16 protein-coding genes and 1 pseudogene are annotated in these 22,590 nt (G+C 61.9%); 2 read left to right on the top strand and 15 right to left on the bottom strand.

Features of this window, described 5'->3' with window-relative positions; translation table 11 throughout:
* Window positions 1-134: 134 nt before the first annotated feature.
* From gcvP to arcD (IHQ43_RS22500), 8 genes are all read right to left on the bottom strand, one after another.
* A complete protein-coding gene (gene gcvP, locus IHQ43_RS22535) occupies window positions 135-2,987 on the bottom strand; it encodes an aminomethyl-transferring glycine dehydrogenase (RefSeq protein ID WP_102687257.1) in 2,853 nt (950 codons plus the stop codon).
* A 10-nt stretch (window positions 2,988-2,997) separates the two neighbouring features.
* Window positions 2,998-3,381 carry a glycine cleavage system protein GcvH gene (gene gcvH, locus IHQ43_RS22530; protein WP_114885059.1) on the bottom strand — a complete coding sequence of 128 codons (384 nt, stop codon included), beginning with the start codon at window positions 3,379-3,381 and terminating at the stop codon, window positions 2,998-3,000.
* Window positions 3,382-3,832: 451 nt separating this feature from the next.
* On the bottom strand, window positions 3,833-5,341 hold the full coding sequence (locus IHQ43_RS22525) for a sigma-54-dependent transcriptional regulator (protein WP_085606603.1): 1,509 nt from the start codon (window positions 5,339-5,341) through the stop codon (window positions 3,833-3,835).
* A 209-nt stretch (window positions 5,342-5,550) separates the two neighbouring features.
* Window positions 5,551-5,913 (bottom strand): DUF5064 family protein, encoded by a 363-nt coding sequence (locus IHQ43_RS22520; RefSeq protein ID WP_007951188.1) that lies wholly within the window; start codon window positions 5,911-5,913, stop codon window positions 5,551-5,553.
* 62 nt (window positions 5,914-5,975) lie between these two features.
* Window positions 5,976-6,905: a carbamate kinase gene (gene arcC, locus IHQ43_RS22515; protein ID WP_127799554.1), complete on the bottom strand. Its 930-nt coding sequence runs from the start codon at window positions 6,903-6,905 to the stop codon at window positions 5,976-5,978.
* A 192-nt stretch (window positions 6,906-7,097) separates the two neighbouring features.
* The gene (locus tag IHQ43_RS22510; protein WP_007951186.1) at window positions 7,098-8,108 is read right to left on the bottom strand and encodes an ornithine carbamoyltransferase; all 1,011 of its coding nucleotides are present in this window, start codon (window positions 8,106-8,108) and stop codon (window positions 7,098-7,100) included.
* 69 nt (window positions 8,109-8,177) lie between these two features.
* Complete coding sequence (gene arcA, locus IHQ43_RS22505; RefSeq protein ID WP_192562166.1) at window positions 8,178-9,434, bottom strand: arginine deiminase; 1,257 nt, start codon at window positions 9,432-9,434, stop codon at window positions 8,178-8,180.
* 34 nt (window positions 9,435-9,468) lie between these two features.
* Window positions 9,469-10,896, bottom strand: coding sequence for an arginine-ornithine antiporter (arcD, locus tag IHQ43_RS22500; RefSeq protein ID WP_192562165.1), 1,428 nt, complete (start codon window positions 10,894-10,896; stop codon window positions 9,469-9,471).
* A gap of 438 nt (window positions 10,897-11,334) precedes the next feature.
* Here arcD (IHQ43_RS22500) and arcD (IHQ43_RS22495) point away from each other — a divergent pair, with 438 nt between their 5' ends.
* Entirely contained in the window at window positions 11,335-12,762 is a 1,428-nt protein-coding gene (arcD, locus tag IHQ43_RS22495) for an arginine-ornithine antiporter (RefSeq protein WP_192562164.1), read from the top strand.
* Window positions 12,759-13,610: a DNA-3-methyladenine glycosylase family protein gene (locus IHQ43_RS22490; protein ID WP_192562163.1), complete on the top strand. Its 852-nt coding sequence runs from the start codon at window positions 12,759-12,761 to the stop codon at window positions 13,608-13,610. Before arcD (IHQ43_RS22495) ends, IHQ43_RS22490 begins: the two co-directional genes overlap by 4 nt.
* A gap of 132 nt (window positions 13,611-13,742) precedes the next feature.
* Here the strand turns inward: IHQ43_RS22490 and IHQ43_RS22485 are convergent, their stop codons facing one another.
* From IHQ43_RS22485 to IHQ43_RS22460, 7 genes and pseudogenes are all read right to left on the bottom strand, one after another.
* Window positions 13,743-15,089, bottom strand: a complete 1,347-nt coding sequence (locus tag IHQ43_RS22485; protein ID WP_192562162.1) for a CoA transferase — start codon at window positions 15,087-15,089, stop codon at window positions 13,743-13,745.
* Between the two features lie 197 nt (window positions 15,090-15,286).
* Window positions 15,287-16,042 carry a methyl-accepting chemotaxis protein gene (locus IHQ43_RS29875; RefSeq protein WP_371320921.1) on the bottom strand — a complete coding sequence of 252 codons (756 nt, stop codon included), beginning with the start codon at window positions 16,040-16,042 and terminating at the stop codon, window positions 15,287-15,289.
* A gap of 102 nt (window positions 16,043-16,144) precedes the next feature.
* Window positions 16,145-17,152 (bottom strand): annotated as a pseudogene (locus tag IHQ43_RS29870) (methyl-accepting chemotaxis protein); the annotation flags it as partial.
* A gap of 454 nt (window positions 17,153-17,606) precedes the next feature.
* Entirely contained in the window at window positions 17,607-18,002 is a 396-nt protein-coding gene (locus tag IHQ43_RS22475; protein ID WP_192562160.1) for a YbaN family protein, read from the bottom strand.
* Between the two features lie 169 nt (window positions 18,003-18,171).
* The gene (locus IHQ43_RS22470) at window positions 18,172-18,768 is read right to left on the bottom strand and encodes a biliverdin-producing heme oxygenase (RefSeq protein WP_192562159.1); all 597 of its coding nucleotides are present in this window, start codon (window positions 18,766-18,768) and stop codon (window positions 18,172-18,174) included.
* A 111-nt stretch (window positions 18,769-18,879) separates the two neighbouring features.
* Entirely contained in the window at window positions 18,880-21,465 is a 2,586-nt protein-coding gene (locus IHQ43_RS22465; protein ID WP_192562158.1) for a TonB-dependent receptor, read from the bottom strand.
* A 122-nt stretch (window positions 21,466-21,587) separates the two neighbouring features.
* On the bottom strand, window positions 21,588-22,553 hold the full coding sequence (locus tag IHQ43_RS22460; protein ID WP_192562157.1) for a FecR family protein: 966 nt from the start codon (window positions 22,551-22,553) through the stop codon (window positions 21,588-21,590).
* Window positions 22,554-22,590 lie beyond the last annotated feature (37 nt).

Here is a 22,590-nt window from a genome sequence, read left to right as displayed (position 1 = left end):
AGCTGGCTTGCCAGCGATGGCGGTGTGTCAGGCAACTTGGATGGAGGCTGATCCACCCTCATCGCTGGCAAGCCAGCTCCCACAGGTTTTGCGGTGTTGTTGGAAGTGGGGGCAAATGAATGCCCCTCATTCGTTTAAGCGTAGCTTTCGATCGACGGGCAGGCGCAGACCAGGTTGCGGTCGCCGAACACGTTGTCGACGCGACCGACCGGCGGCCAGTACTTGCCTTCGATCAACGACGCTACCGGGTACACCGCTTGTTCGCGGCTGTACGGGTGAGTCCACTCGCCGACCAGCTCTGCCGCAGTGTGCGGAGCGTTCTTCAGCGGGTTGTCGTCCTTGTCCAGCGTGCCGTTTTCCACCGCGCGGATTTCTTCGCGGATGCGGATCATGGCGTCGCAGAAGCGGTCCAGTTCTTCCTTGGATTCGCTTTCGGTCGGCTCGATCATCAGCGTGCCGGCCACCGGGAACGACATGGTCGGGGCGTGGAAGCCGAAGTCGATCAGACGCTTGGCCACGTCATCGACGCTGATGCCGCTGCTGTCTTTCAACGGGCGCAGATCCAGGATGCACTCGTGCGCCACCAGACCGTTGCTGCCGGTGTACAGCACTGGGTAGTGCTCTTCCAGGCGACGGGAAATGTAGTTGGCATTGAGGATCGCCAACTGCGAAGCGCGCTTCAGACCTGCGCCACCCATCATGCGAATGTACATCCAGGTGATCGGCAGAATGCTCGCGCTGCCGAACGGTGCGGCGCAGACCGCGCCTTCCTTGCGTTCCATGTGGCCGTGGCCGGGCAGGAACGGCGTCAGGTGCGATTTCACGCCGATCGGGCCGACACCCGGGCCGCCACCGCCGTGGGGGATGCAGAAGGTCTTGTGCAGGTTCAGGTGCGAGACGTCGCCGCCGAACTTGCCCGGTGCGCAGAGGCCGACCATCGCGTTCATGTTGGCGCCGTCGATGTACACCTGGCCGCCGTTGTCATGAATGATGCCGCAAATTTCGCGGATGCCTTCTTCGAACACGCCGTGGGTCGACGGGTAAGTGATCATCAGCGCCGCGAGGTGTTCGCGGTGCTCGATGGCCTTGGCGCGCAGGTCTTCGATGTCCACGTTGCCACGGGCGTCGCACGCGGTCACGACCACGCGCATGCCAGCCATGTTGGCGGTCGCCGGGTTGGTGCCGTGGGCGGACGACGGGATCAGGCAGATGTCGCGACGGTCTTCGCCACGGCTCTGGTGATAGGCGCGAATTGCCAGCAGACCTGCGTACTCACCCTGGGAACCGGCGTTCGGCTGCAGCGAGATCGAGTCGTAACCGGTGGCTGCGCAAAGCATCGCTTCCAGTTCGTCGGTCAGTTGCTGGTAACCGGCGCTTTGCTCGGCCGGAGCGAACGGGTGCAGGGCGCCGAATTCAGCCCAGGTCACCGGGATCATTTCGCTGGCGGCGTTGAGTTTCATGGTGCACGAGCCCAGCGGGATCATGGTGCGATCCAGTGCCAGGTCCTTGTCCGCCAGTTTGCGCAGGTAGCGCATCAGCTCGGTTTCCGAGTGATAACGGTTGAACACCGGGTGGCTGAGGATCGGCGACTGACGCACCAGTGCGGCTGGAATCGTGCTTTGCGCGGCAGCGGCGAGAGCGGCGAAATCCGGCAGGGTCTTGCCGTCGGCGAACAGGCCCCACAGGGTTTCGATATCGGCCTGGGTGGTGGTTTCGTCAACCGACAGGCCCAGACGCTGGGCATCGATCACACGCAGGTTGATCTGTTGGGCGCGGGCCTTGTCGTGCAGCGCGGCAGTTTGCGCGCCGGTGGCCAGGGTCAGGGTGTCGAAGAAGCTGGCTTGCTCGACGGTCACGCCCAGTGCGCTCAGGCCCTTTGCCAGGATCGCGGTCAGGTGATGCACGCGGTTGGCGATCTGGGTCAGGCCTTTAGGGCCGTGGTACACGGCGTACATGCTGGCGATGTTGGCCAGCAGCACTTGCGCGGTGCAGATGTTCGACGTGGCTTTCTCGCGGCGGATGTGTTGCTCGCGGGTCTGCATCGCCAGACGCAGGGCCGGCTTGCCGAAACGGTCAACCGATACACCGACCAGTCGGCCCGGCATGTCGCGCTTGAACGCATCTTTGGTGGAGAAGTAAGCCGCGTGCGGGCCACCGAAGCCCAGCGGCACGCCGAAACGTTGGGCGCTGCCGATGGCCACGTCGGCGCCGAACTCGCCCGGCGGGGTCAGCAGAGTCAGGGCCAGCAGGTCAGCGGCCACGGCTACCAAGGCGTTGGCAGCGTGGAAGCGTTCGGTCAGTTCGCGGTAGTCGAACACATCACCGTTGCTGGCCGGGTATTGCAGCAGCGCGCCGAAGAACGGCGTCACGTCGGTCAGTTCGCGCTCATCGCCCACGACTACGTCGATGCCCAGCGGCTCGGCACGGGTGCGCAGTACGTCGAGGGTTTGCGGGTGGCTGTGGATCGAGGCGAAGAACTGGTGGCTGCCCTTGTTCTTGCTCAGGCGTTTGCAGAAGGTCATGGCTTCGGCAGCAGCGGTGGCTTCGTCGAGCAGGGAAGCGTTGGCGATCGGCAGGCCGGTGAGGTCGCTGATCAGGGTCTGGAAGTTCAGCAGCGCTTCGAGACGGCCCTGGGAAATTTCTGGCTGGTACGGGGTGTAAGCGGTGTACCAGGCCGGGTTTTCCAGCAGGTTGCGCAGGATCGGCGACGGCGTGTGGCAGTTGTAGTAGCCCTGGCCGATGTAGGTCTTGAACAGCTGGTTCTTGCCGGCGATGCCTTTGATCATCGCCAGGGCATCGGCTTCGCTCAGGCCGTCGTCGAGGCCGAGCACGCTGGTGCCCTTGATGCTTTCCGGGATGACGCTGGCGCTCAGGGCTTCGAGCGAGTCGAAACCGAGGCTGTTGAGCATGGCTTGCTCGTCACCGGCGCGCGGGCCGATGTGACGGGCGATGAATTCGTTGGCGGTGCCGAGATTTACTTGGGTCATGTCAGGTTCCTCAGGCTTCGGCTTGGGCTTTGATCAGGCGGTCGTAGGCGTCCTGATCCAGCAGCTTGGCGACGGCAGAAGCGTCGGATGGCTTGAAGCGGAAGAACCAGCCTTCGCCCAGCGGATCTTCGTTGACCAGCTCAGGGCTGTCTTCCAGGGCCGGGTTGGTGGCCAGGACTTCACCGTCCAGTGGCATGTAAACGCCGCTGGCGGCTTTTACCGATTCCACGGTGGCGGCTTCGGCGCCTTTCTCGTACGCCTGCAATTCAGGCAGTTGCACGAACACCACGTCGCCCAGGGCGTTCTGCGCGAAAGCGGTGATGCCAACGGTGACAGAGCCATCGGCTTCGGCGCGCAGCCATTCGTGATCTTCAGTAAAACGCAACTCGCTCATGGAATCTCCTAGGGGCCAGACTCGTCTGGTGGACGCGGTGGAATGCTCGGGCGGCAATGCCCTGATTTTATGAGCGGTTACTTAGCAAGAACGCGGCCAACGTAAAAATATCGTTATAAATCAATGGCTTGATTGAATTGTGGGTGAACGAAATCACGTTGACTGTAGCGAAATCGCTACAGCACGGGACGAATAAAAAAGCTGAACCGGATCAAAGCCTTGCACAGCGGTAATCGGAGAAGGGTGTAGCGATATCGTTCCGCTGTAGCGCTTTCAGTACAGATAGAGGTCGCTTTTGGGCTCGGACTCTCAACTGGATGGAGAACCGGCTGGATGGAGAGCCTGTGGGAGCGAGCTTGCTCGCGATGAGGGCGTGTCAGTCGACAGCTTTTTGAATGTCGCACCGCCATCGCGAGCAAGCTCGCTCCCACAGTTTATTCGGGGTCTCGCCTCAGGGCTTGTTGGGAATGCCGTACTTGCGCAGCCGATGGGCAATCGCCGTGTGCGAGGTCTGCAGGCGGCTGGCCAGTTGGCGGGTCGAGGGGTAGCTGACGTAGAGTTTTTCCAGCAGCGATTTCTCGAAGGCTTCGACGGCTTCTTCGAGGCTGTCGACGTCGGTGTCGGTCTGGCGCGCCACCGAGGTGCCGGCGATGTCGAGGTCGCCGATGTCCACCAGGCTGCTTTCGCAGATCGCGGCGGCGCGGAAGATCACGTTCTGCAATTGCCGCACGTTGCCCGGCCAGCGGTTGCCGAGCAGCGCCGGGTAAGTGCCGGGGGCAAGGCGACAGACCGGGCGCTGGATCTGCGCGCAGGCCTGCTGCATGAAATAGCGCGCCAGCAACAGAATGTCCTGACCGCGTTCGCGCAGGGGCGGCACTTCGACGTTGAGCACGTTGAGGCGGTAAAAAAGGTCTTCGCGGAACAGACCTTCGCTGACCATTTTTTCCAGGTCGCGGTGGGTCGCGCTGAGGATCCGCACGTTGACCTTCACCTCACGATCGCCACCGACCCGACGGAAGCTGCCGTCATTGAGAAAGCGCAGCAGTTTGGCCTGCAAATACGGCGACATCTCGCCGATCTCGTCGAGGAACACCGTGCCCTGGTTGGCCAGTTCCATCAGCCCCGGTTTGCCACCGCGTTGTGCGCCAGTGAAGGCGCCGGGGGCGTAGCCGAACAGTTCGCTCTCGGCGAGGTTCTCCGGCAGGGCCGCGCAGTTCAGCGCGAGGAATGGCGCGCTGTGCCGGGCGCTGATGGCGTGGCAGGCGCGGGCCACCAGTTCCTTGCCGGTGCCGGTCTCGCCCTGGATCAGCAGCGGCGCATCGAGGGCTGCGACGCGTTGGGCGCGGGCCTTGAGGGTGCGGATCGGCGGTGATTCACCGAGCAGTGCATCGAAACCTTCGGCATGGTCGTGGTGCAGCGCCGAGAGTTGTTCGCCGATGCGGTTCGGCTGGTACAGCGTCAGCAGGGCGCCGGCGTCGGTGATCGGCGTGGCGTCCAGCAACAGGGTCTGGCCGTTGACGGTGATTTCCCGCAGCGGAAGGCGGAAACCCTGTTCCAACAACGTTTCGAGCAGGCCCGGATCGTTGAACAGTTCCGAGACGCTTTCGCCTGCCGGCTCGCGACCGTACAAGGCGATCAGCGCCGGGTTGGCCAGCAGCACCTTGCCGGCGCTGTCCAGCGCCAGCACCGGGTCGGTCATCGCCGCGAGCAACGCGTCGAGCTGCAGGTGCCGACGCTGTCCGGGGAGGATGTCGACTACCACCACGGCCTCTACGCCGCGCACCCGGAACAACGCATCTTTGAGTTCTTCGAGCACTTGCGGGCTCAGGGTCGGGGCGTCGATGTAGACGTTCGGCGGGACCATTTCCACCGCATCCAGATTGAGATTGCGCCCACCGAGCAGGGCCAGGACTTCCTGGGTGATGCCGACGCGGTCGATGAAGCTGACGTGGATACGCATGGGGCGGTTCTGGGTTCTGGAGTGCGGAGGGGGGCAAGTATGCCTTGGGGCGGGGAAATGGTGAAACCGGGCGTGTTTTTTCGCTGGATACATACCCTTGTGGGAGCGAGCTTGCTCGCGAATGCGGTGTATCAGTAATGAAGATATGAACTGACAGAGCGCTTTCGCGAGCAAGCTCGCTCCCACAGGGGGAATGTGGTGAGTTCGGGTTACTCGAAATGCTCGGGATTGACCGGATCCCCGGATTGCATATTCAGCTGCTTGCGGATGTCTTCAAACATCAGGTCGTAATGCTTGTGCACCGAGCCGATCTGGCTGTGCGCCTTGGGAATCCCGTATTTCTCGGCGATCCTGGTCACGTCGCGGGCGAAGTTGTAAGCCTCTTCCTTGGGCAGGAAAAACGTTTCCTTCATGTCCTTGCCCTGCATGCTGCCGTGCAGGGTGAACTGTATCCCTTTGCCTTTCTGAGGATCGGTGAACACTTCATAGTCGAGGCACACGTTGTAATTGACGTCGTCGTCAGTCAACGCGTGGCGCTCGATGTGCAAGCGGCCGGGTTCGAACTGGGCCATGGTTTTCTCCTTTCAAGGCATGGGAGAAGGGCAGACCTGAGGTCTGCCCCCGGAGTTTCTTTTTATCGGTAGGTGATGCCCGGCGCTGCGGTGCTGACCCGCGTACCGGCGGTGCCCTGGACGATGGCTTCGATGTCCGAGAGCGAACCGATCACCGCGACCTTGCCAGTATGGCGCGCAAATTCACAGGCTGCCTGCACCTTCGGCCCCATGGAGCCGGCAGCGAAGCCCAGGCGTTCGAGTTCGTCCGGGTGGGCCTGAGCGATGGCTTTCTCGGTGGGTTTCTTGAAATCGATGTACGCCGCGTTGACGTCGGTGGCGATCACCAGCAAGTCCGCCTCCAGCTGTTCGGCCAGCAGCGCCGAGCACAGGTCCTTGTCGATCACCGCTTCGATACCTTTGAGATTGCGGTTCTCGTCGTACATGGTCGGAATGCCGCCACCGCCGGCGCAGATCACGATGCTGCCCTTGTCCAGCAGCCACTTGATCGGGCGGATTTCGAAGATGCGTTTCGGCCGTGGACTGGCCACCACGCGGCGGAACTTGTCGCCGTCCGGGGCGATGGCCCAGCCTTTTTCAGCGGCGAGCTTTTCGGCTTCGGCTTTCTCGTAGACCGGGCCGATCGGTTTGGTCGGGTTCTTGAAGGCCGGGTCGTTGGCGTCGACTTCGACCTGGGTGAGCAGGGTGGCGAACGGGACTTCGAAGTCCAGCAGGTTGCCCAGTTCCTGTTCGATGATGTAGCCGATCATGCCTTCGGTTTCGGCACCGAGCACGTCGAGCGGGTAAGGGGTGACGGAAGTGTAGGCCGCCGCCTGCAACGACAGCAGGCCGACTTGCGGGCCATTGCCGTGGGCAATGACCAGTTGATTGCCGGGATGGATCTTGGCGATTTGCTCGGTGGCGATGCGGATGTTGGCGCGCTGATTGTCAGCGGTCATCGGCTCACCACGGCGGAGCAGGGCGTTACCGCCCAGAGCTACGACGATACGCATGGTGCATGTCCTTCTTGTACAGAGGAATGGCAAACGACTCCATCACACTGTCGGTACCGGGCACCTGTGGGAGCGAGCTTGCTCGCGAAAGCGTTGTGTCAGGCAACATCTTTGGCGACTGGCGCACCGCCTTCGCGAGCAAGCTCGCTCCCACATTGGGTTCCAGGTCCTTCAGTGGGAGCGGGGTGGTGGTTACAGATCAGCCAAAGTCGACACCAGAATCGCCTTGATGGTGTGCATGCGGTTTTCCGCTTGCTCGAAGGCGATGCAGGCCGGCGACTCGAACACATCGTCGGTCACTTCGATGCCGTTTTTCAGGTGCGGATACTGTTCGGCAATCTGTTTGCCGACCTTGGTGTCGCTGTTGTGGAACGCCGGCAGGCAGTGCATGAACTTGGTGCGCGGGTTGCCGGTGGCTTTCATCAGCTCGGCGTTGACCTGATACGGCAGCAGTTGCTGGATACGCTCGGCCCAGGCTTCAACCGGCTCGCCCATCGATACCCAGACGTCGGTGTGGATGAAGTCCACGCCTTTGACGGCGGCTTTCGGGTCTTCGGTCAGGGTGATGCGGGCGCCGCTTTCTTCTGCGTATTTCTTGCAGCGATCCACCAGATCATCGTGGGGCCACAGGGCTTTCGGCGCGCAGATGCGCACGTCCATGCCGAGTTTGGCGCCGACCAGCAGCAGCGAGTTGCCCATGTTGTTGCGCGCGTCGCCCAGGTAGGCGTAGCTGATCTCGTGGATCGGCTTGTCGGCGTGCTCACGCATGGTCAGCACGTCGGCGATCATCTGGGTCGGGTGATATTCATCGGTCAGGCCGTTGAACACCGGCACACCGGCGAACTTGGCCAGCTCTTCGACGATTTCCTGCTTGAAGCCACGGTACTCGATGGCGTCGTACATGCGACCCAGCACGCGGGCTGTGTCCTTCATGCTTTCCTTGTGGCCGATCTGCGAGGAATTCGGGTCGATGTAGGTGACGTTGGCGCCCTGGTCATAAGCGGCGACTTCGAACGCGCAGCGGGTGCGGGTCGAGGTTTTTTCGAAGATCAGGGCGATGTTGTTGCCCTTCAGGTGTTGCTGCTCGGTGCCGGTGTACTTGGCGCGCTTGAGGTCGCGGGACAGGTCGAGCAGGTAGCGCAGCTCACGCGGGGTGTGGTGTTCCAGGCTGAGCAGGTTACGGTTGTGAATGTTGAACGCCATGATGATTCTCCTTGGATTCGGTAATCGGCCCGGCCGCGACAGGGTCAGTGCGGCCGGGGAGATGGTCGTTTAGTAGTCGATTGGGTCGCGCACGATCGGGCAGGTCATGCAGTGGCCGCCGCCACGGCCACGGCCCAGTTCGCCGGCGCTGATGGTGATGACCTCGACCCCGGCCTTGCGCAGCAGGGTGTTGGTGTAGGTGTTGCGGTCGTAGCCGATGACCACGCCCGGCTCCACGGCCACCACGTTGTTGCCGTCATCCCATTGCTCGCGTTCGGCGGCGAAGCTGTTGCCGCCGGTTTCCACCACGCGCAACTTCGGCAGGTTGAGGACTTCGGCCACCACTTCGATGAACGACTTGTTCTCCCGGCGCACGTCCAGGCCGTACGGCTTGGTGCTGTCGGGACGAATGATGAACGGCACGATTTCCTTGACCACTTCCGGGAAGACCGTGACCAGGTCGCGGTCGCAGAAGCTGAACACGGTGTCCAGGTGCATCGCCGCGCGGGATTTCGGCAGGCCGGCGACCACGACCTTTTCCACAGCGCCTTTGGCGAACAGCGATTGCGCCAGTTGGCCGATGGCCTGGCGCGAGGTGCGCTCGCCCATGCCGATCAATACCACGCCATTGCCGATCGGCATCACGTCGCCGCCCTCGAGGGTGGCCTGGCCGTGATCCTTGTCCGGATCGCCGTACCAGACTTCGAAGTCGGCGCCGGTGAAGTCGGGGTGGAATTTGTAGATGGCGGTAGTCAGCAGGGTTTCCTGACGGCGGGCTGGCCAGTACATCGGATTGAGGGTCACGCCGCCGTATATCCAGCACGTGGTATCGCGGGTGAACTGAGTGTTGGGCAGCGGTGGCAGCAGGAAGCTGGAGTGGCCCAGGTAATCGCGGTACATCTTGATCACGCTGGCGCCTTCGCTGTCCGGCAGGTCTTCACCGGCCACGCCACCGATCAGGAACTCCGCGAGCTTGCGTGGCTCCAGGCCTTCGAGCCAGCTGCGCACTTCATTCGTCAGACCAACGCCGACGGTGTCGGGGGTGATCTTGCGATCCAGAATCCATTTCAGCGCTTCGGGGTTGGAAACGATGTCGGTCAGCAGGTTGTGCATTTCCAGCACTTCGATCCCGCGCTCGCGCATCTTGGTGACGAAATCGAAGTGGTCGCGCTTGGCCTGGTTGACCCAGATGACGTCGTCGAACAGCAGCTCGTCGCAGTTGCTCGGGGTCAGCCGCTGATGGGCCAGACCTGGGGAGCAAACCATGACTTTGCGCAGTTTGCCGGCTTCGGAATGGACGCCGTACTTAGCTTTTTCCGTGGTCATTTCAGTGATCCTCCAGAGTGAAAACGTTGGGCAGTTACAGAGTCAGGAAGCCGTCATACAGTCCGTAGGCGGCCACGAGGGCACCCACGACCACTGCGGCGAAAATCAGCTTCTCGACGTTGGTGAAAACCGGTTGTTTGAGTTCGAGCTTGGCCTTGGCGAACAGGATCGCGCCGGGGGCATAGAGCAGGGCCGAGAGCAGCAGGTACTTCACGCCACCGGCGTAGAGCAGCCAGACCGCGTAGATCAGGGCGATACCACCGATGATCAGGTCCTTGCGCCGTTCGGCCGCGAAGCCTTCGTAGCTTTCGCCACGCACCGCCAGCAGCAGGGCGTAGGCCGCCGACCACAGGTACGGCACCAGAATCATCGAAGTGGCGAGGTAGATCAGCGACAGGTAAGTGCTGGCCGAGAACAGGGTGATGATCAGGAACAGCTGCACCATCGCGTTGGTCAGCCACAGGGCGTTGACCGGCACGTGGTTGGCGTTTTCCTTGCGCAGGAACTCCGGCATGGTGTGGTCCTTGGCGGCGGCGAACATGATCTCCGCACACAGCAGCACCCACGACAGCAACGCCCCCAGCAGCGAGATGATCAGACCGACGCTGATCAGCACCGCGCCCCAGTGACCGACCACATGCTCAAGCACGGCAGCCATCGACGGGTTCTGCAGTTTGGCCAGTTCCGGTTGGGTCATGATGCCCAGCGACAGCACGTTCACCAGCACCAGGAACAGCAGCACGGTGATGAAACCGATCACGGTGGCCTTGCCGACGTCCGAACGTTTTTCCGCCCGGGCCGAGAAGATGCTTGCGCCTTCGATGCCGATGAACACCCACACGGTGACCAGCATCATGTTGCGCACCTGGTTCATCACGCTGCCCAGATCCGGGTTTTTCACGCCCCAGATGTCGGCGGTGAAGATGTCCAGTTTGAAGGCGAAAACCGCGATCAGCACGAACAGCAGCAGCGGCACGACTTTGGCGACGGTGGTCACGAGGTTGATGAACGCCGCTTCCTTGATCCCGCGCAGCACCAGAAAGTGCACGCCCCACAGCAGCACCGAGGCGCCGATCACCGCAGCCACGGTGTTGCCTTCCCCAAATATCGGAAAGAAGTATCCGAGGGTGCTGAACAGCAGAACGAAGTAACCGACGTTGCCCAGCCAGGCACTGATCCAGTAACCCCAGGCCGAGGAGAAACCCATGTAATCGCCGAAACCGGCCTTGGCGTAGGCGTAGACACCGCCGTCCAGGTCAGGCTTGCGATTGGCGAGGGTTTGGAAGACGAAAGCGAGGGTGAGCATGCCGACAGCGGTGATGGCCCAGCCAATCAGTACCGCGCCGACGTCGGCACTGGCGGCCATGTTTTGTGGCAAAGAGAATATCCCGCCACCGATCATTGAACCGACTACCAATGCAACCAGTGCACCTAGTCGTAGTTTTCCGGGAGCTTCAGACATTGCATGACTCCATTGCAGGAGAGAAGAGTTCACAGCGTAGTTCTGTTGGCTTTTCAAACAGCTGACTTAGATCAGTGCATAGTCACATTCCATTGTTAATGAATGACTTATGAAACGTCTGGAGGCATAAGGCTATTGCCTGGAAAGCCTGTCCTAGAGGCTTTTTGGGGAGATTATCAAGAATGGATCCTATTACTTTCGAATTATCACGCTAGTTCGTTTTCAGGTTTTGGCAAATTTTTCACCGCTGTTTTCAGTACAGAATTGATTTATTAGGATTCGCGCACAAAACTGTCTGAGCGTGCTAGGCGTTAGCGCCAACCGCTATATATAAACAGGCGTTTGTTGGCGTTACCTGATAAACGTCAGCTAGCTTTATCCGTTTAGTTAATAGTTGTAATAACCGAAAACATCACACCATCTTTCAAGGAGATTTGAATGTCGCAACCGACGCAAAAACTGCGCCTTGGCGCACTGATCGCCCTGGTGGTGGGTTCGATGATCGGCGGGGGGATTTTTTCCCTGCCGCAGAACATGGCGGCCCGGGCCGATGCCGGGGCCATCCTGATCGGCTGGGGCATCACGGCAATCGGCATGCTCACCCTGGCCTTCGTTTTCCAGACCCTGGCCAATCGCAAACCGGAACTGGACTCCGGCGTGTATGCCTACGCCAAGGCCGGGTTCGGCGACTACATGGGTTTTTCTTCCGCGTGGGGTTACTGGATCAGCGCGTGGCTGGGCAACGTCGGGTATTTCGTGTTGCTGTTCAGCACTCTCGGGTATTTCTTCCCGGTGTTCGGTCAAGGCAACACGCCGATTGCCATTGGCTGCGCTTCGGTGCTGCTGTGGGCCGTGCACTTTCTGGTGATGCGCGGGATCAAGGAGGCGGCGTTCATCAATCAGGTGACCACGGTGGCGAAGATCGTGCCGCTGATCATGTTCATCGTGATTGCCGCGGTGGCGTTCAAGGCTGACATCTTTACCCGCGACATCTGGGGCCGCAGCAACCCCAGTTTTGGCGGTGTGATGGATCAGGTGCGCAATATGATGCTGGTCACCGTGTTTGTGTTCATTGGCATCGAAGGTGCCAGTGTGTACTCGGCGCGAGCGGAGAAACGCAGCGACGTGGGGCGTGCCACGGTGATCGGGTTCATTGGCGTGCTGGCGTTGCTGGTGTTGGTCAATGTGCTGTCGCTCGGAATCATGAGCCAGCCTGAGTTGGCGACCTTGCAGAACCCGTCGCTGGCGGCGGTGCTCGAGCATATCGTCGGGCCGTGGGGGGCGCTGGCGATCAGCATCGGCCTGGCGATCTCGTTGCTCGGTGCATTGTTGTCCTGGGCCCTGCTGTGCGCCGAAATCCTGTTTGCCACTGCCCGGGACAAGACCATGCCGGCGTTCCTGAAAAAGGAAAACGCCAACCATGTGCCGGTCAACGCGTTGTGGCTGACCAACGTGATGATCCAGATTTTCCTGTTGATCACGCTGTTTTCCGAAGGCACTTACACCAGTCTGATTTACCTCGCCTCTTCGATGATTCTGGTGCCGTACCTGTGGTCGGCGGCCTATGCGGTGCTGTTGAGCGGACGGGGGGAAACCTATGAACATGCTTCGGCAGAACGCACCAAGGATCTGCTGATCGGCGGCATCGCCCTGTGCTACGCGGTGTGGTTGCTGTACGCCGGCGGGGTGAAATATTTGCTGCTGTCGGCGCTGCTGTATGCACCGGGAGTGATTCTGTTCGCCAAGGCCAAGCATGAGCAGGGCGAACCGTTGTTCACGACGATCGAGAAGGGGATTTTCACCTGTGTGATCGCCGGCGCCGGGCTCGCGGCGTATGGGTTGTACAGCGGCGTGTTGTCCCTGTGAGATTACGGCTCGACTATCAGGGATCCTGTGACTGGCCGGCGATGCTCGGGTTTTTCGCGGCGCGGGCGGTGGTCGGGATGGAAACGGTGGTCGATGGCGTGTATTCGCGCAGCATCGGATTGAACGGTGTTTACGGTACGGTTTCGGTCTGGCCGGGTGAAGGTGATGCGCTGGAGGTCGAACTGGATTTTCCTGATCCATCAGCGCTTCCCGAGATTGTTGCGCGCTTGCGTCGGCTGTTCGATCTGGACGCCGATCTGCCGACCATGCAACGGCATCTGGCGGCGGATCCGCTGCTGGCGCCGTTGATGGCCGCGCGCCCGGGTTTACGGGTGCCGGGGGCGTGGGATGGTCTGGAGCTGGCGTTTCGGGCGGTGCTGGGGCAGCAGATTACAGTGGTCGGGGCGATCCGGTTGGCAGGGAAACTCGTGGCGCAGTATGGCGAGCCGTTGCACTCTGCGGTGCCGGGGTTGACCCATGTGTTTCCCGAAGCGGCGGTTTTAGCGCGCGCGGATCTGGCGGCGCTGGGCATGCCGAAAAGTCGTGGTCGCACGCTGTCGGGCGTGGTGCAGGCGTTGCTGGAGGACCCGTTGCTGTTTTCATCCGGGACCGCGCGATTGCTGGCGCTGCACGGGATTGGCGACTGGACGGCGCAGTACATTGCCCTGCGGCAGTTGCGGGATATGGACGGGTTTCCGACTGGCGATGTGGGATTGCTGCGGGCGCTGGAGGTGCTGGAAGGGGAGCGGATGACGGTGCGGGAGTTGTCAGCCCGCGCTGAAGCCTGGCGGCCGTTTCGGGGGTATGCGGCGCAGTTGCTGTGGACATCTCTGAGCAGGGCAGACTGATCCGGCTGATAGGCTGTCATTACTGGCCCCATCGCTGGCAAGCCAGCTCCCACAGTATCCAGGCCGTACACAAAATCCGTAAACACCGTTGGACCTGTGGGAGCTGGCTTGCCAGCGATGGCGGTCTGACATTCACCACTGCGGACGATGCGATCCCAACTCAGTCGCCGGCAAAGACCACTGCAACGACGTTCCTGCGATACGAAGCGGCGCTTGTAGCCGATGCGCCGGCCCCCAAGGTGTCTGCTCCACCAGCGAGCTTTGATCTTGTGGATTTTCCGGACGCAACGCTTCGTCAGTCCCAGCCCCATCCTCAATCAACAACTTCGCCGTCCGCGCCAGCGACAACCGTGCCGACCCACCTCGACCACTGCGTAACCGGTCAGCCAGCAACCGAATCACACTTGCCGCCATCAGATACCCCGTCGCATGATCCAGCGCCTGCACCGGCAACGGCGTCGGTTTGTCCGCCTGCTTCCAGCGCTGTCCTGCCTCGGCAATCCCGCTGCTCATCTGCACCAGACTGTCGAAGCCCCGACGGTTCTGCCACGGGCCGCTCCAGCCGTAAGCGTTGAGGCAGACATCGATCAGCCCCGGCGCCAGTTGCCGGCGACGTTCGACGCCGAAGCCGAGATGTTCAAGGGCGTCGGCGCGATAGCCGTGCAACAGAATGTCGGCATCCTTGAGCAGGCTTTCGAACACTGCGCGATCTGCCGGTTGATGCAGATCCAGCCGCGCACAACGCTTGCCGAGGGTTACTTCCGGCACCACGCCGGGTTCGTTCCAGGTCGGTGGATCGATGCGCAGGACATTGGCGCCCAGCCCAGCGAGGAAACGGCTGGCAGTCGGGCCGGCGAGTACGCGAGTCAGGTCGAGCACCTTGAGTCCGGCCAATGGTTGCGCCACCGAGCCTTGCCAGGGTTGATGACTTTCGTCTTTCCCATCACTGAAATGCACCATGGGTTCGGCATTCACCGCCAACCCTTGGGGATGTTTCTGCCACTGCTCCCAACTGCGCATTTCGGCCGCACAACCCTTGGCCTCGACCACCGCTCGCTCCAGATCGGCACTGGCCCATTGTGCGACTTTCGCCGCCATCGCCGCGCGGTCGGCACAGGCGCCCAGCACGCTTTCAGCAGCGGCGCGGTGATGCGGGGCGTTGGTGTGCAGGCGAATCCAGCCGTCTTTGGTCGCGTAGTCGCCGGCCACCGGATCCCAGAGCGGCGGGACTTCCCAGCCGATTGGCCGCAGTGAAGTGGCGAACCAGAACGAGGCGAGGCGGCGGTCGACTTCTACGCTGGGCAAGTCGCCGGTTTGCTGCTGAAGGAGTTCGGCGACGGCTTGCCCGGCCGCGGCAATGCTCGCGCAGGCAAGGTCGGTGACGGCAAACGCCGAAGGCAGGGCGCCCTCGCCGGTGAACGGAATCGGCGTGCGGGACAAGCCAAGTGCGGCTTGAATGGACGTGAGCAGATCAGTCATCGAAGGCCCTCCGGAACGAGAGGGCAGAATAGTGCAAAACGCTGTTGGCTTAGATGAAATCCCCGATTTACCGGACATCACCGGTCCCTGTGGGAGCTGGCTTGCCAGCGATTACGGAGTGTCAGTCAACAATGTATCGACTGATCTACCGCCATCGCTGGCAAGCCAGCTCCCACAGGGATTCAGGGCGACTGCGATTACACGCGGAACTGATCCATCAATTTCATCTGCTGACTGGCCAGGGCGTTGAGCTGGCTGCTGATCGCCGCCGATTCGGTGGCCTGTTCGGTCAGGGTTTCGGTGACGGTGCGGATTGCCGAAACGTTGCGGTTGACCTCTTCGGCCACGGCGCTCTGCTGTTCGGCGGCGCTGGCGATCTGCAGGTTCATGTCGCTGATCACGGTGACCGCGTCGCTGATCTTGCCGAGGGCGTCCACAGCCTGGCGGATCTGCCCGGCGTTGTTGTGGGCCTGGGTCTGGCTTGAATGCATGGTCGCGACCACGCCACGGGTGCCGGTCTGGATGCGTTCGATGACCACGCGGATTTCTTCCACCGAATCCTGGGTTCGTTTGGCCAGGTTACGGACTTCGTCGGCCACCACCGCAAAACCACGACCGCTTTCACCGGCACGAGCCGCTTCGATCGCGGCGTTCAGCGCCAGCAGGTTGGTCTGTTCGGCGATGCTGCGGATCACTTCCAGCACCGAGCCGATCTGCTCGCTGTTGACCGCCAGCTCTTCGACTTCGGTCACCGCTTTGCTGACTTCATCGGCCAGTTGATTGATGTCGCGGGTGCTGCGCTCGATGATCGACATCCCGTCCTTGGCCGACTGATCGGCGCCTTTCGCCGCGTTGGCCGCGTTCGAAGCGCTGTTGGCAACGTCATGGGCGGTGGCGCTCATTTCGTTGGACGCGGTCGCCACCTGATCGATCTCGCGGAACTGCACCTGCATGCCTTCGCTGGTCTGGCGGGCGATTTCCGACGACTGATCGGCGGTGCCACGGGCTTCGGTGATGCTCTGTTTGATCTGGGCGATGGTGGGTTGCAGCTTGTCGAGGAAACGGTTGAACCAGTTCACCAGTTCGCCCAGTTCATCTTTCTTGGTGTAGTTCAGGCGCTGGGTCAGGTCGCCTTCGCCACTGGCGATATTCTTCAGCATCTCGGCAACGCTATTGATCGGACGGGTCACGCCCGAAGCAGTGAGCCAGATCAGCACAAGGCCGATCAGACCTGCGATCACGGCCACCGACAGCGCGGTAATCATGCCGGCTTGCTGAGCGTCGTCGAGCACCGCTTGCAGCTTGACCGAGTCGGCCAGCAGCACTTGTTTCGGCAGGTCGATGACCACGCCCCAGGCCCGGGAATTGCCGATCGGATCGACCGGGTACACGGCGCGGATCAGATCGCCCTGTTCCAGAATCTTCGCTGTGCCGGCGCTCAGCAGTTGCAGGATGTCCTTGCCTTCGGCGCCGAGGGTTTCGGCGATGCCTTTGCCGACCTTGGTCGCGTCGGTGCTGTAGGCGCCAAGCACGCCGCTGCCGGAGACGATCAGCATGTGCCCGGCGCCGTTGAACAGTTCACGCTGGGAATTCACGGCCGCCGCTTGCAGCGCATCGAGGGCGATGTCGATGCCGACCACGCCGATGGTCTTGCCGTCCACCAGCAACGGCACGGAAATGGTGGTCATGAGCATTTCCTTGCCGCCCACGGTGTCGGCGTACGGGTCGAGCAGGCAGGTGCGCTTGTTGTCGCGGGGGCAGGTGTACCAACTGTTGTACGGTGTGCCGCTGACACTGAGAGTGGTCTTGGTCATGTCCTCTTCGACCATGATCGTGTTCAGCGCGGAACCGGCGGCGCGGCTCCAGTAGGTGGCGAAGCGCCCGGCTTCGTTGGACTGGCGCGCGGCGTCGTTGACGAACTCGCTGTCCTTGCCGTCGAGGCCGTTGGGTTCGAACGCCAGCCAGATGCCGAGCACCTTGCTGTTGCGCTCGAACGCGGTTTTCAGGCTCAGGTTCAGCTCTTCACGCAGGGCGCCGGCGTCCAGCGAACGCTTGGCGGCCATGACGCGCATGTCCTTGATCTGATCGGCCAGCGCGGTGATCACCAACAGGCTTTCGCCGAAGGTTTTCTGTACTTGAACCGCTTGTTCGGCAGCCTTGGCCTGCAGCAGGTTCTGCACGCTGGCGGTGAGCATCTTGCTGCTCGACTCGCTGACCAGTTCGTCGTTCTGATTGGTCTGGTAGAGGTTGATGCCGACGATCAGCGCGACCACGCCGAGCAGGCACAGGCCGGAGAGCAGGACGATTTTCAGGCGAATGGACAGAGAGTCGAACATGGGACGTTCTCGCGAATGAATGAACTGTTGGCTACGGGGCAGGGGAGGTGCCCGGTTCGCCAAATCCATTCAGCGCCATTCAAGGCTCATCGGCGCAGGGCGAGGACGCATGAGCGGCATGCCGACGAACGGTCATGGCTAAACGTTTGCGCGGGTAAAAGCCCTGAAAACAAGGGAAAAATCAGGAAATCTTCGGCAACGTTTCCGGTCGCGACCAGATCCACAGGTTGCCCATCATCATCCCTGCAATCGCCAGATAGATCGGCCAGCCGTGATCGAGCATCACCAGCATCAGCGTGGCGCACAGCAACATGCTGACGGTGGCGCTGACCTTGGCCTTGCGGGCGATGATCTTGCCGTTGCGCCAGTTGCTCAGGATCGGGCCGAACAGCCGGTGGTTTTCCAGCCAGGCACTCAGGCGCGGCGAACTGCGGGTCGCGGCCCAGGCGGCGAGCAGGATGAACTCGGTGGTCGGCAGGCCGGGCACGACGATGGCGATCAGGCCGATGCCGAGGCTGACATAGGCGAGCAGGCCGAACAGCAGGCGGGCGAGTCGGGAGGAGGCGGGTTGGGGCATGGGCTCAGCGAGAGGCTTATGAGACAGGGCAGGAATCTTACAGACTTACGCAACTCCTTGTGGGAGCTGGCTTGCCAGCGATAGCGTCCGGTCAGTCGACACGGATGTTGTCTGACGCGCCGTCATCGCTGGCAAGCCAGCTCCCACAGGGTTTTGTGTCCGGTGTGGCTCAGGCCGGTTCGGCTTCTTTGGCGTAAGCCTGTTCCAGCAGCACGGTGAAGCGGTTGAACGCGTCAATCGCGCCTTGCTCGACTTCGGCTTCCTCTTCGGCACTGAATTGCAGCGAATCGAGGGTGCGCACAAAGCTCTTCCAGCCTTCGGCGCGACCGCCTTCAGGCTCGCCCAGGTGACGGGCGCCGAAGGTTTCGCTCAGGTCCAGCGCCACCGCACGTTTGATCAGGAACGCAGCACCGAGCTTGGAACCCTCGGACACGAAGATCCAGCCCAGGGCGCGGGCCTTGCTCGGGTTTTTCACCGCGCCGGCCACTGGCGCAGGCACTTCGGTGTCGAGGTCGGCGAGGTCGGCCCTGGCCGCTTCGGCGCGGCAGCGGGCCGGCAGGTCAGGGACGATGTCGGTCAGTTCGGCATCGTTGTACAGCGACACCAGTTCCGACTGGAACAGGTACTGCGCGACCACGAACCGGGCGAAATTGGCGCGGGTCTCGAACGGCGCGTGGGCCTTGACCAGCGCGTCGAGCTTGCTGTGCGGCTCGTGGGTGATCTGGTTCAGGCGTTGCGAACGCAGGGCTTTTTCCGGGGTGCTCATGAGATGTCCTTGAAAAGAAGAGGCGCTTGATAACGAGACGTACGGGCAAGCGCCGGACAGTAAAAAAACCTCACGGCGCGGCAATGCATGCGCGCCGTGAGGTCATCCGGATCAGATATCCCAGACCAGATTGATCGCGAAGTTGCGACCCGGCTGGGTCAGGCGATCGAGGTTGGCCGGTTGTGTCACCGACGCTTCGCCGACGCTGTCGTAACCGCGCACGTCATCCCACAGCCAGTATTTCTTGTCGGTCAGGTTGTAGATGCCGCCGCTGACGGTGACGTCGTCGGTGACCTTGTAATAACCGGCCAGATCGAGAACGCCGAAGCCCGGCGACTTGAACTGGCTGCTGACGCCGTCCGGCGACTTGAAGTTGCTGTCGTCGACGCGATCCTTCTTCTTGACCACGGTCCAGCTCAGCAGGCCGCCGTAGTTGTCCTGGTCATAACCCAGACCGAACACGCCGGTCAGCGGATTGACGCTGTTCAATGGCTCGCCGTTGTCGTTGTTGCGTCCATAGGCGTAGGAGATCGAACCCTGGGTGTACAGGCCCTGTGGCGCGCCGAACGAATCGAGGTTCAGGCGACCTTTGACTTCCGCACCCTTGATGGTCGCGTGCTTGATGTTGCTGGACTGGAAGGTCAGCTCGCTGTAGCCCGGGGTGACGGCGTCTTCGTTGATGAAGTCGCGGTACTTGTTATAGAACACCGCCACGTCGAACGAGCCTTGCTCGAAGTTGCCGCGCAGGCCGGTTTCATAGCTTTTGCTTTTTTCCGGTTCCAGGTCCGGGTTCGGCGCCACGTTGTAGCCGGTGGTGCTGTTCTCGAAGCGGCCGTACAGCGCTTTCGCGGTCGGGGTGCGGAAGCCTTCGGCGTATTGGCCGTACCAGGTGTAGTTTTCGGTCAGTGCGTAGGTCAGGCCGAATTTCGGCGAGACTTTATGCCAGGTCTTGTTCTTGTCGCTGACTGTGCCGTTGCCGTCGGCGGCCACGGTGTTGAGGAATTCCTGGGTGATGTGCGGCTTGAGCTGGGTGTAGTCGTAGCGCAGGCCCGGCAGGAAGGTCCAGTTGTTCCAGCTGATCTGATCCTGGGCGAACAGGCTGTAGGTGTTGATGGTCGGGTCCGGGAAGTCGCTGGATTTTTTCAGTACGTCAGCCGCGCTGGTGGCGCCGATGGCGGTGCAGCCGCGACCGACCGCCAGGCACGTGCCGTCGCCGCTGCGCGAGCCGGTGACTTTCTGCTGCTTGATGGTGGTGCCGTAGGTCAGCACGTGATCGGTGTCACCGATGGCGAATGCCTTGTCCAGTTGCGCGTCGAAGACCCACTGTTTCTCTTCGTAGATCGTGTCGCGGGTGCGCAGCACTTTACGGGTGATCGGGTAGTAGAACTCGTCGGTGCTCTGGTCGGTTTTGGCGGTCTGGTGGTTGAGGCTCCACTTCACGTTGTCCGCCAGCAGGCTGTTCAACTCGAAGCTGTGCTCCAGGCCGAAACGCTCGCGGGTGATGGTGTCGTTGCCGGTGCGCCACTGGTACATGCCGCCGGGCAGCACGCTGTCCGGGATCGTCGGGGCACCGTTGAAGTACGGGCCGCCGTAGGCGCTTTTCTGATCGGTGTCGCGATCATCCTTGTACTTTTCGTAGGTCAGGCCCAGGCGCGAACCTTCGTTGTAGTTCCAGCCGATCTTGGCCAGCACGTTGGTGGCTTTCACGTCCTCCGGGTTGGCGGCGGTGCGCTCAAGGCCGGTGCCGTTGTTGCTGCCGTAGGAATCGGTTTCGTGGCCGTCGCGCTGGCTGTAGTGCAGCAAGCCGTCGAACTGGTCGGCGCGACCGGCGACGGTGGCGGATTTCAGCCAGCTCTCGTCGGCGGAGCTGTAGCCGGTTTTCAGGCGGGCGCCGACGTCTTTGCCGGGCTTGATGATGTCGTCCGGGTCGAGGGTGTAGTAACTGACCGCGCCGCCGATGGCGTTGCTGCCGTACAGCACCGAGGCCGGGCCACGGAGGATTTCGACGCGCTTGATGATTTCCGGGTCGACGTAGTTGCGCTGGGTCTTGGCGTAAGGGCCGTTGAAGAAACCGTCTGGCACTTCGACGCCGTCGACCTGAGTCAGAATCCGGTCGCCGTCGATGCCGCGAATGTTGTAGCCGCTGATCCCGCCGCGCTGGCCGGCGCCGCCGACGGAGACGCCCGGCTCGTAGCGCACCAGATCCTTGATGGTGTTGACGTTGTTGCGGTCCAGATCCTGACGGGTCTGCACGGTGACGGTGGCTGGCACGCTGTTGATCGACTGCTCCTGACGGGTGGCGCTGATGGTCACCTGATCAAGATTGAGTGCGCCGCTGCTGGCGCGCTTTTCCAGCACGACGTTGTTGTTGCTCAGTTTACGGAAGCTCAGGTTGGTCCCCACCAACAGGCGCTCCAGGGCTTTTTCCGGTGGCAGCGAACCGCGCACGCCCGGCGACGACACGTCCTGACCCAGTTCTGCCGGCAAACCGACCTGCCAGCCCGTGACGGCGGTGAACGCATTGAGCGCCGACACCAGCGGCTGCTGGCCGATGGCGAACGAGTAGTCGCCCATGTTGCGCGTCGGCTGTTCGGTGGCGGCCATCAGCGGCGCGGTGCCGGCCATCAGGATGGCGGCGGTCAGCAGCGACAGCACGCGGGAAGGGGAAGAAGTCTGGCGGGTAAGGCGTGAGGACATCGATAGCGCTCCGTGTCGCACGAATCTTTATAGGTGCTGATTGATCTCGCGAGATGCGAATCAATTGCATTGGCTATAACGAGACGAACGAGCTTTGGCTATCGAGTAAAAATAATTCTCATTTAGTTCAAAATCACCAGCGCCGGGAATTCCTGAAGCTTGGCCGAGGTAATGTGAGCGAGCGAACGCACCACGTCCAGCGGCTGGTCGAGACGGTAATTGCCGGTGACGGCGACGTCGGCCAACTGCTCGTTGGTGTTGATGATGAAGCCCGGATAGTAGCGACGCAGTTCGGCCAGCACCTGGTTCAGCGGGCAGTTCTCGAAGATCAGCCGACCCTGCACCCACGCCAGATCGGTGGCGGCGTCGACCTTGGCCGGGCGATCGAAACCGTTCGGGCCGATGCGGATGCTTTCCCCGGCGGACAGCCGCACCCGCGCATCGTCACGGGTCGCCCGCAGATCAACATCGCCGCGCTGCACCCGCACCTGCGCCACGCCGTCCAGATAGCGCACGGCGAAAGCGGTATCGCGCACGCTGGCTTTCACCGGGCCGGCGTCGAGTTCCAGCGGCTGGTTACGGCTCGCCGGGATCTCGAAAAACGCTTCGCCCTGATACAGCCGCGCGACTCGCTGCTGATCGTTGATCGTGCTGGAGAACGCGGAATTGGTATTGAGCAGGACTTTCGAGCCGTCCTCAAGCTGCAGGCGCTGACGCTCGCCGACCACGGTCAGGTGATCGGCCTGCAGACGCATCGGCAGGTTGCTGAAACTGAACAGCCCGAGTAGCAGCACCGCGGCGGTGGCCAGCGGTTTCCAGTGCGGGCGCAGGCGAGTGAGGACGGTGACTTTCTTCGGTTTGGCGGCGAGGTTCTGCGCGCATTCGGCGATCTGCGGGCCGTCCCAGATCGCCTGGGCCTTGGCGAACGCCTCGGTATTCAACGGATCGGCCGCCAGCCAGGCATGGAATTGCCGGGTCTGCTCCTCGTCCGGACTGCCGAGCACGATGAGCCAGTCCAGGGCCTGGTCCATTGCGCTGGCGGCGTCCTGCGCCGATGAAGGCGGAGGGGAGCGGTGGGTGTCCGTCACGGTGTTTCCTCGGCAGTGTCTGTGCACGGCTGTTTTT

It is taken from the genome of Pseudomonas gozinkensis, from assembly GCF_014863585.1.
Lineage (GTDB): Bacteria > Pseudomonadota > Gammaproteobacteria > Pseudomonadales > Pseudomonadaceae > Aquipseudomonas > Aquipseudomonas gozinkensis.
The sequence above is the reverse complement of the archived record's forward strand: the minus strand, read 5'-3'. Positions and strand labels throughout refer to the sequence as shown.

Bases quoted from the DNA above. Each gene is read 5' to 3' on its own strand.
- gcvP (WP_102687257.1), bottom strand. From the start codon at position 2,987: ATGACCCAAGTAAATCTCGGCACCGCCAACGAATTCATCGCCCGTCAC.
- gcvH (WP_114885059.1), bottom strand. From the start codon at position 3,381: ATGAGCGAGTTGCGTTTTACTGAAGATCACGAATGGCTGCGCGCCGAA.
- IHQ43_RS22525 (WP_085606603.1), bottom strand. From the start codon at position 5,341: ATGCGTATCCACGTCAGCTTCATCGACCGCGTCGGCATCACCCAGGAA.
- IHQ43_RS22520 (WP_007951188.1), bottom strand. From the start codon at position 5,913: ATGGCCCAGTTCGAACCCGGCCGCTTGCACATCGAGCGCCACGCGTTG.
- arcC (WP_127799554.1), bottom strand. From the start codon at position 6,905: ATGCGTATCGTCGTAGCTCTGGGCGGTAACGCCCTGCTCCGCCGTGGT.
- IHQ43_RS22510 (WP_007951186.1), bottom strand. From the start codon at position 8,108: ATGGCGTTCAACATTCACAACCGTAACCTGCTCAGCCTGGAACACCAC.
- arcA (WP_192562166.1), bottom strand. From the start codon at position 9,434: ATGACCACGGAAAAAGCTAAGTACGGCGTCCATTCCGAAGCCGGCAAA.
- arcD (WP_192562165.1), bottom strand. From the start codon at position 10,896: ATGTCTGAAGCTCCCGGAAAACTACGACTAGGTGCACTGGTTGCATTG.
- arcD (WP_192562164.1), top strand. From the start codon at position 11,335: ATGTCGCAACCGACGCAAAAACTGCGCCTTGGCGCACTGATCGCCCTG.
- IHQ43_RS22485 (WP_192562162.1), bottom strand. From the start codon at position 15,089: ATGACTGATCTGCTCACGTCCATTCAAGCCGCACTTGGCTTGTCCCGC.
- IHQ43_RS29875 (WP_371320921.1), bottom strand. From the start codon at position 16,042: ATGCAGGTGCAGTTCCGCGAGATCGATCAGGTGGCGACCGCGTCCAAC.
- IHQ43_RS22475 (WP_192562160.1), bottom strand. From the start codon at position 18,002: ATGCCCCAACCCGCCTCCTCCCGACTCGCCCGCCTGCTGTTCGGCCTG.
- IHQ43_RS22470 (WP_192562159.1), bottom strand. From the start codon at position 18,768: ATGAGCACCCCGGAAAAAGCCCTGCGTTCGCAACGCCTGAACCAGATC.
- IHQ43_RS22465 (WP_192562158.1), bottom strand. From the start codon at position 21,465: ATGTCCTCACGCCTTACCCGCCAGACTTCTTCCCCTTCCCGCGTGCTG.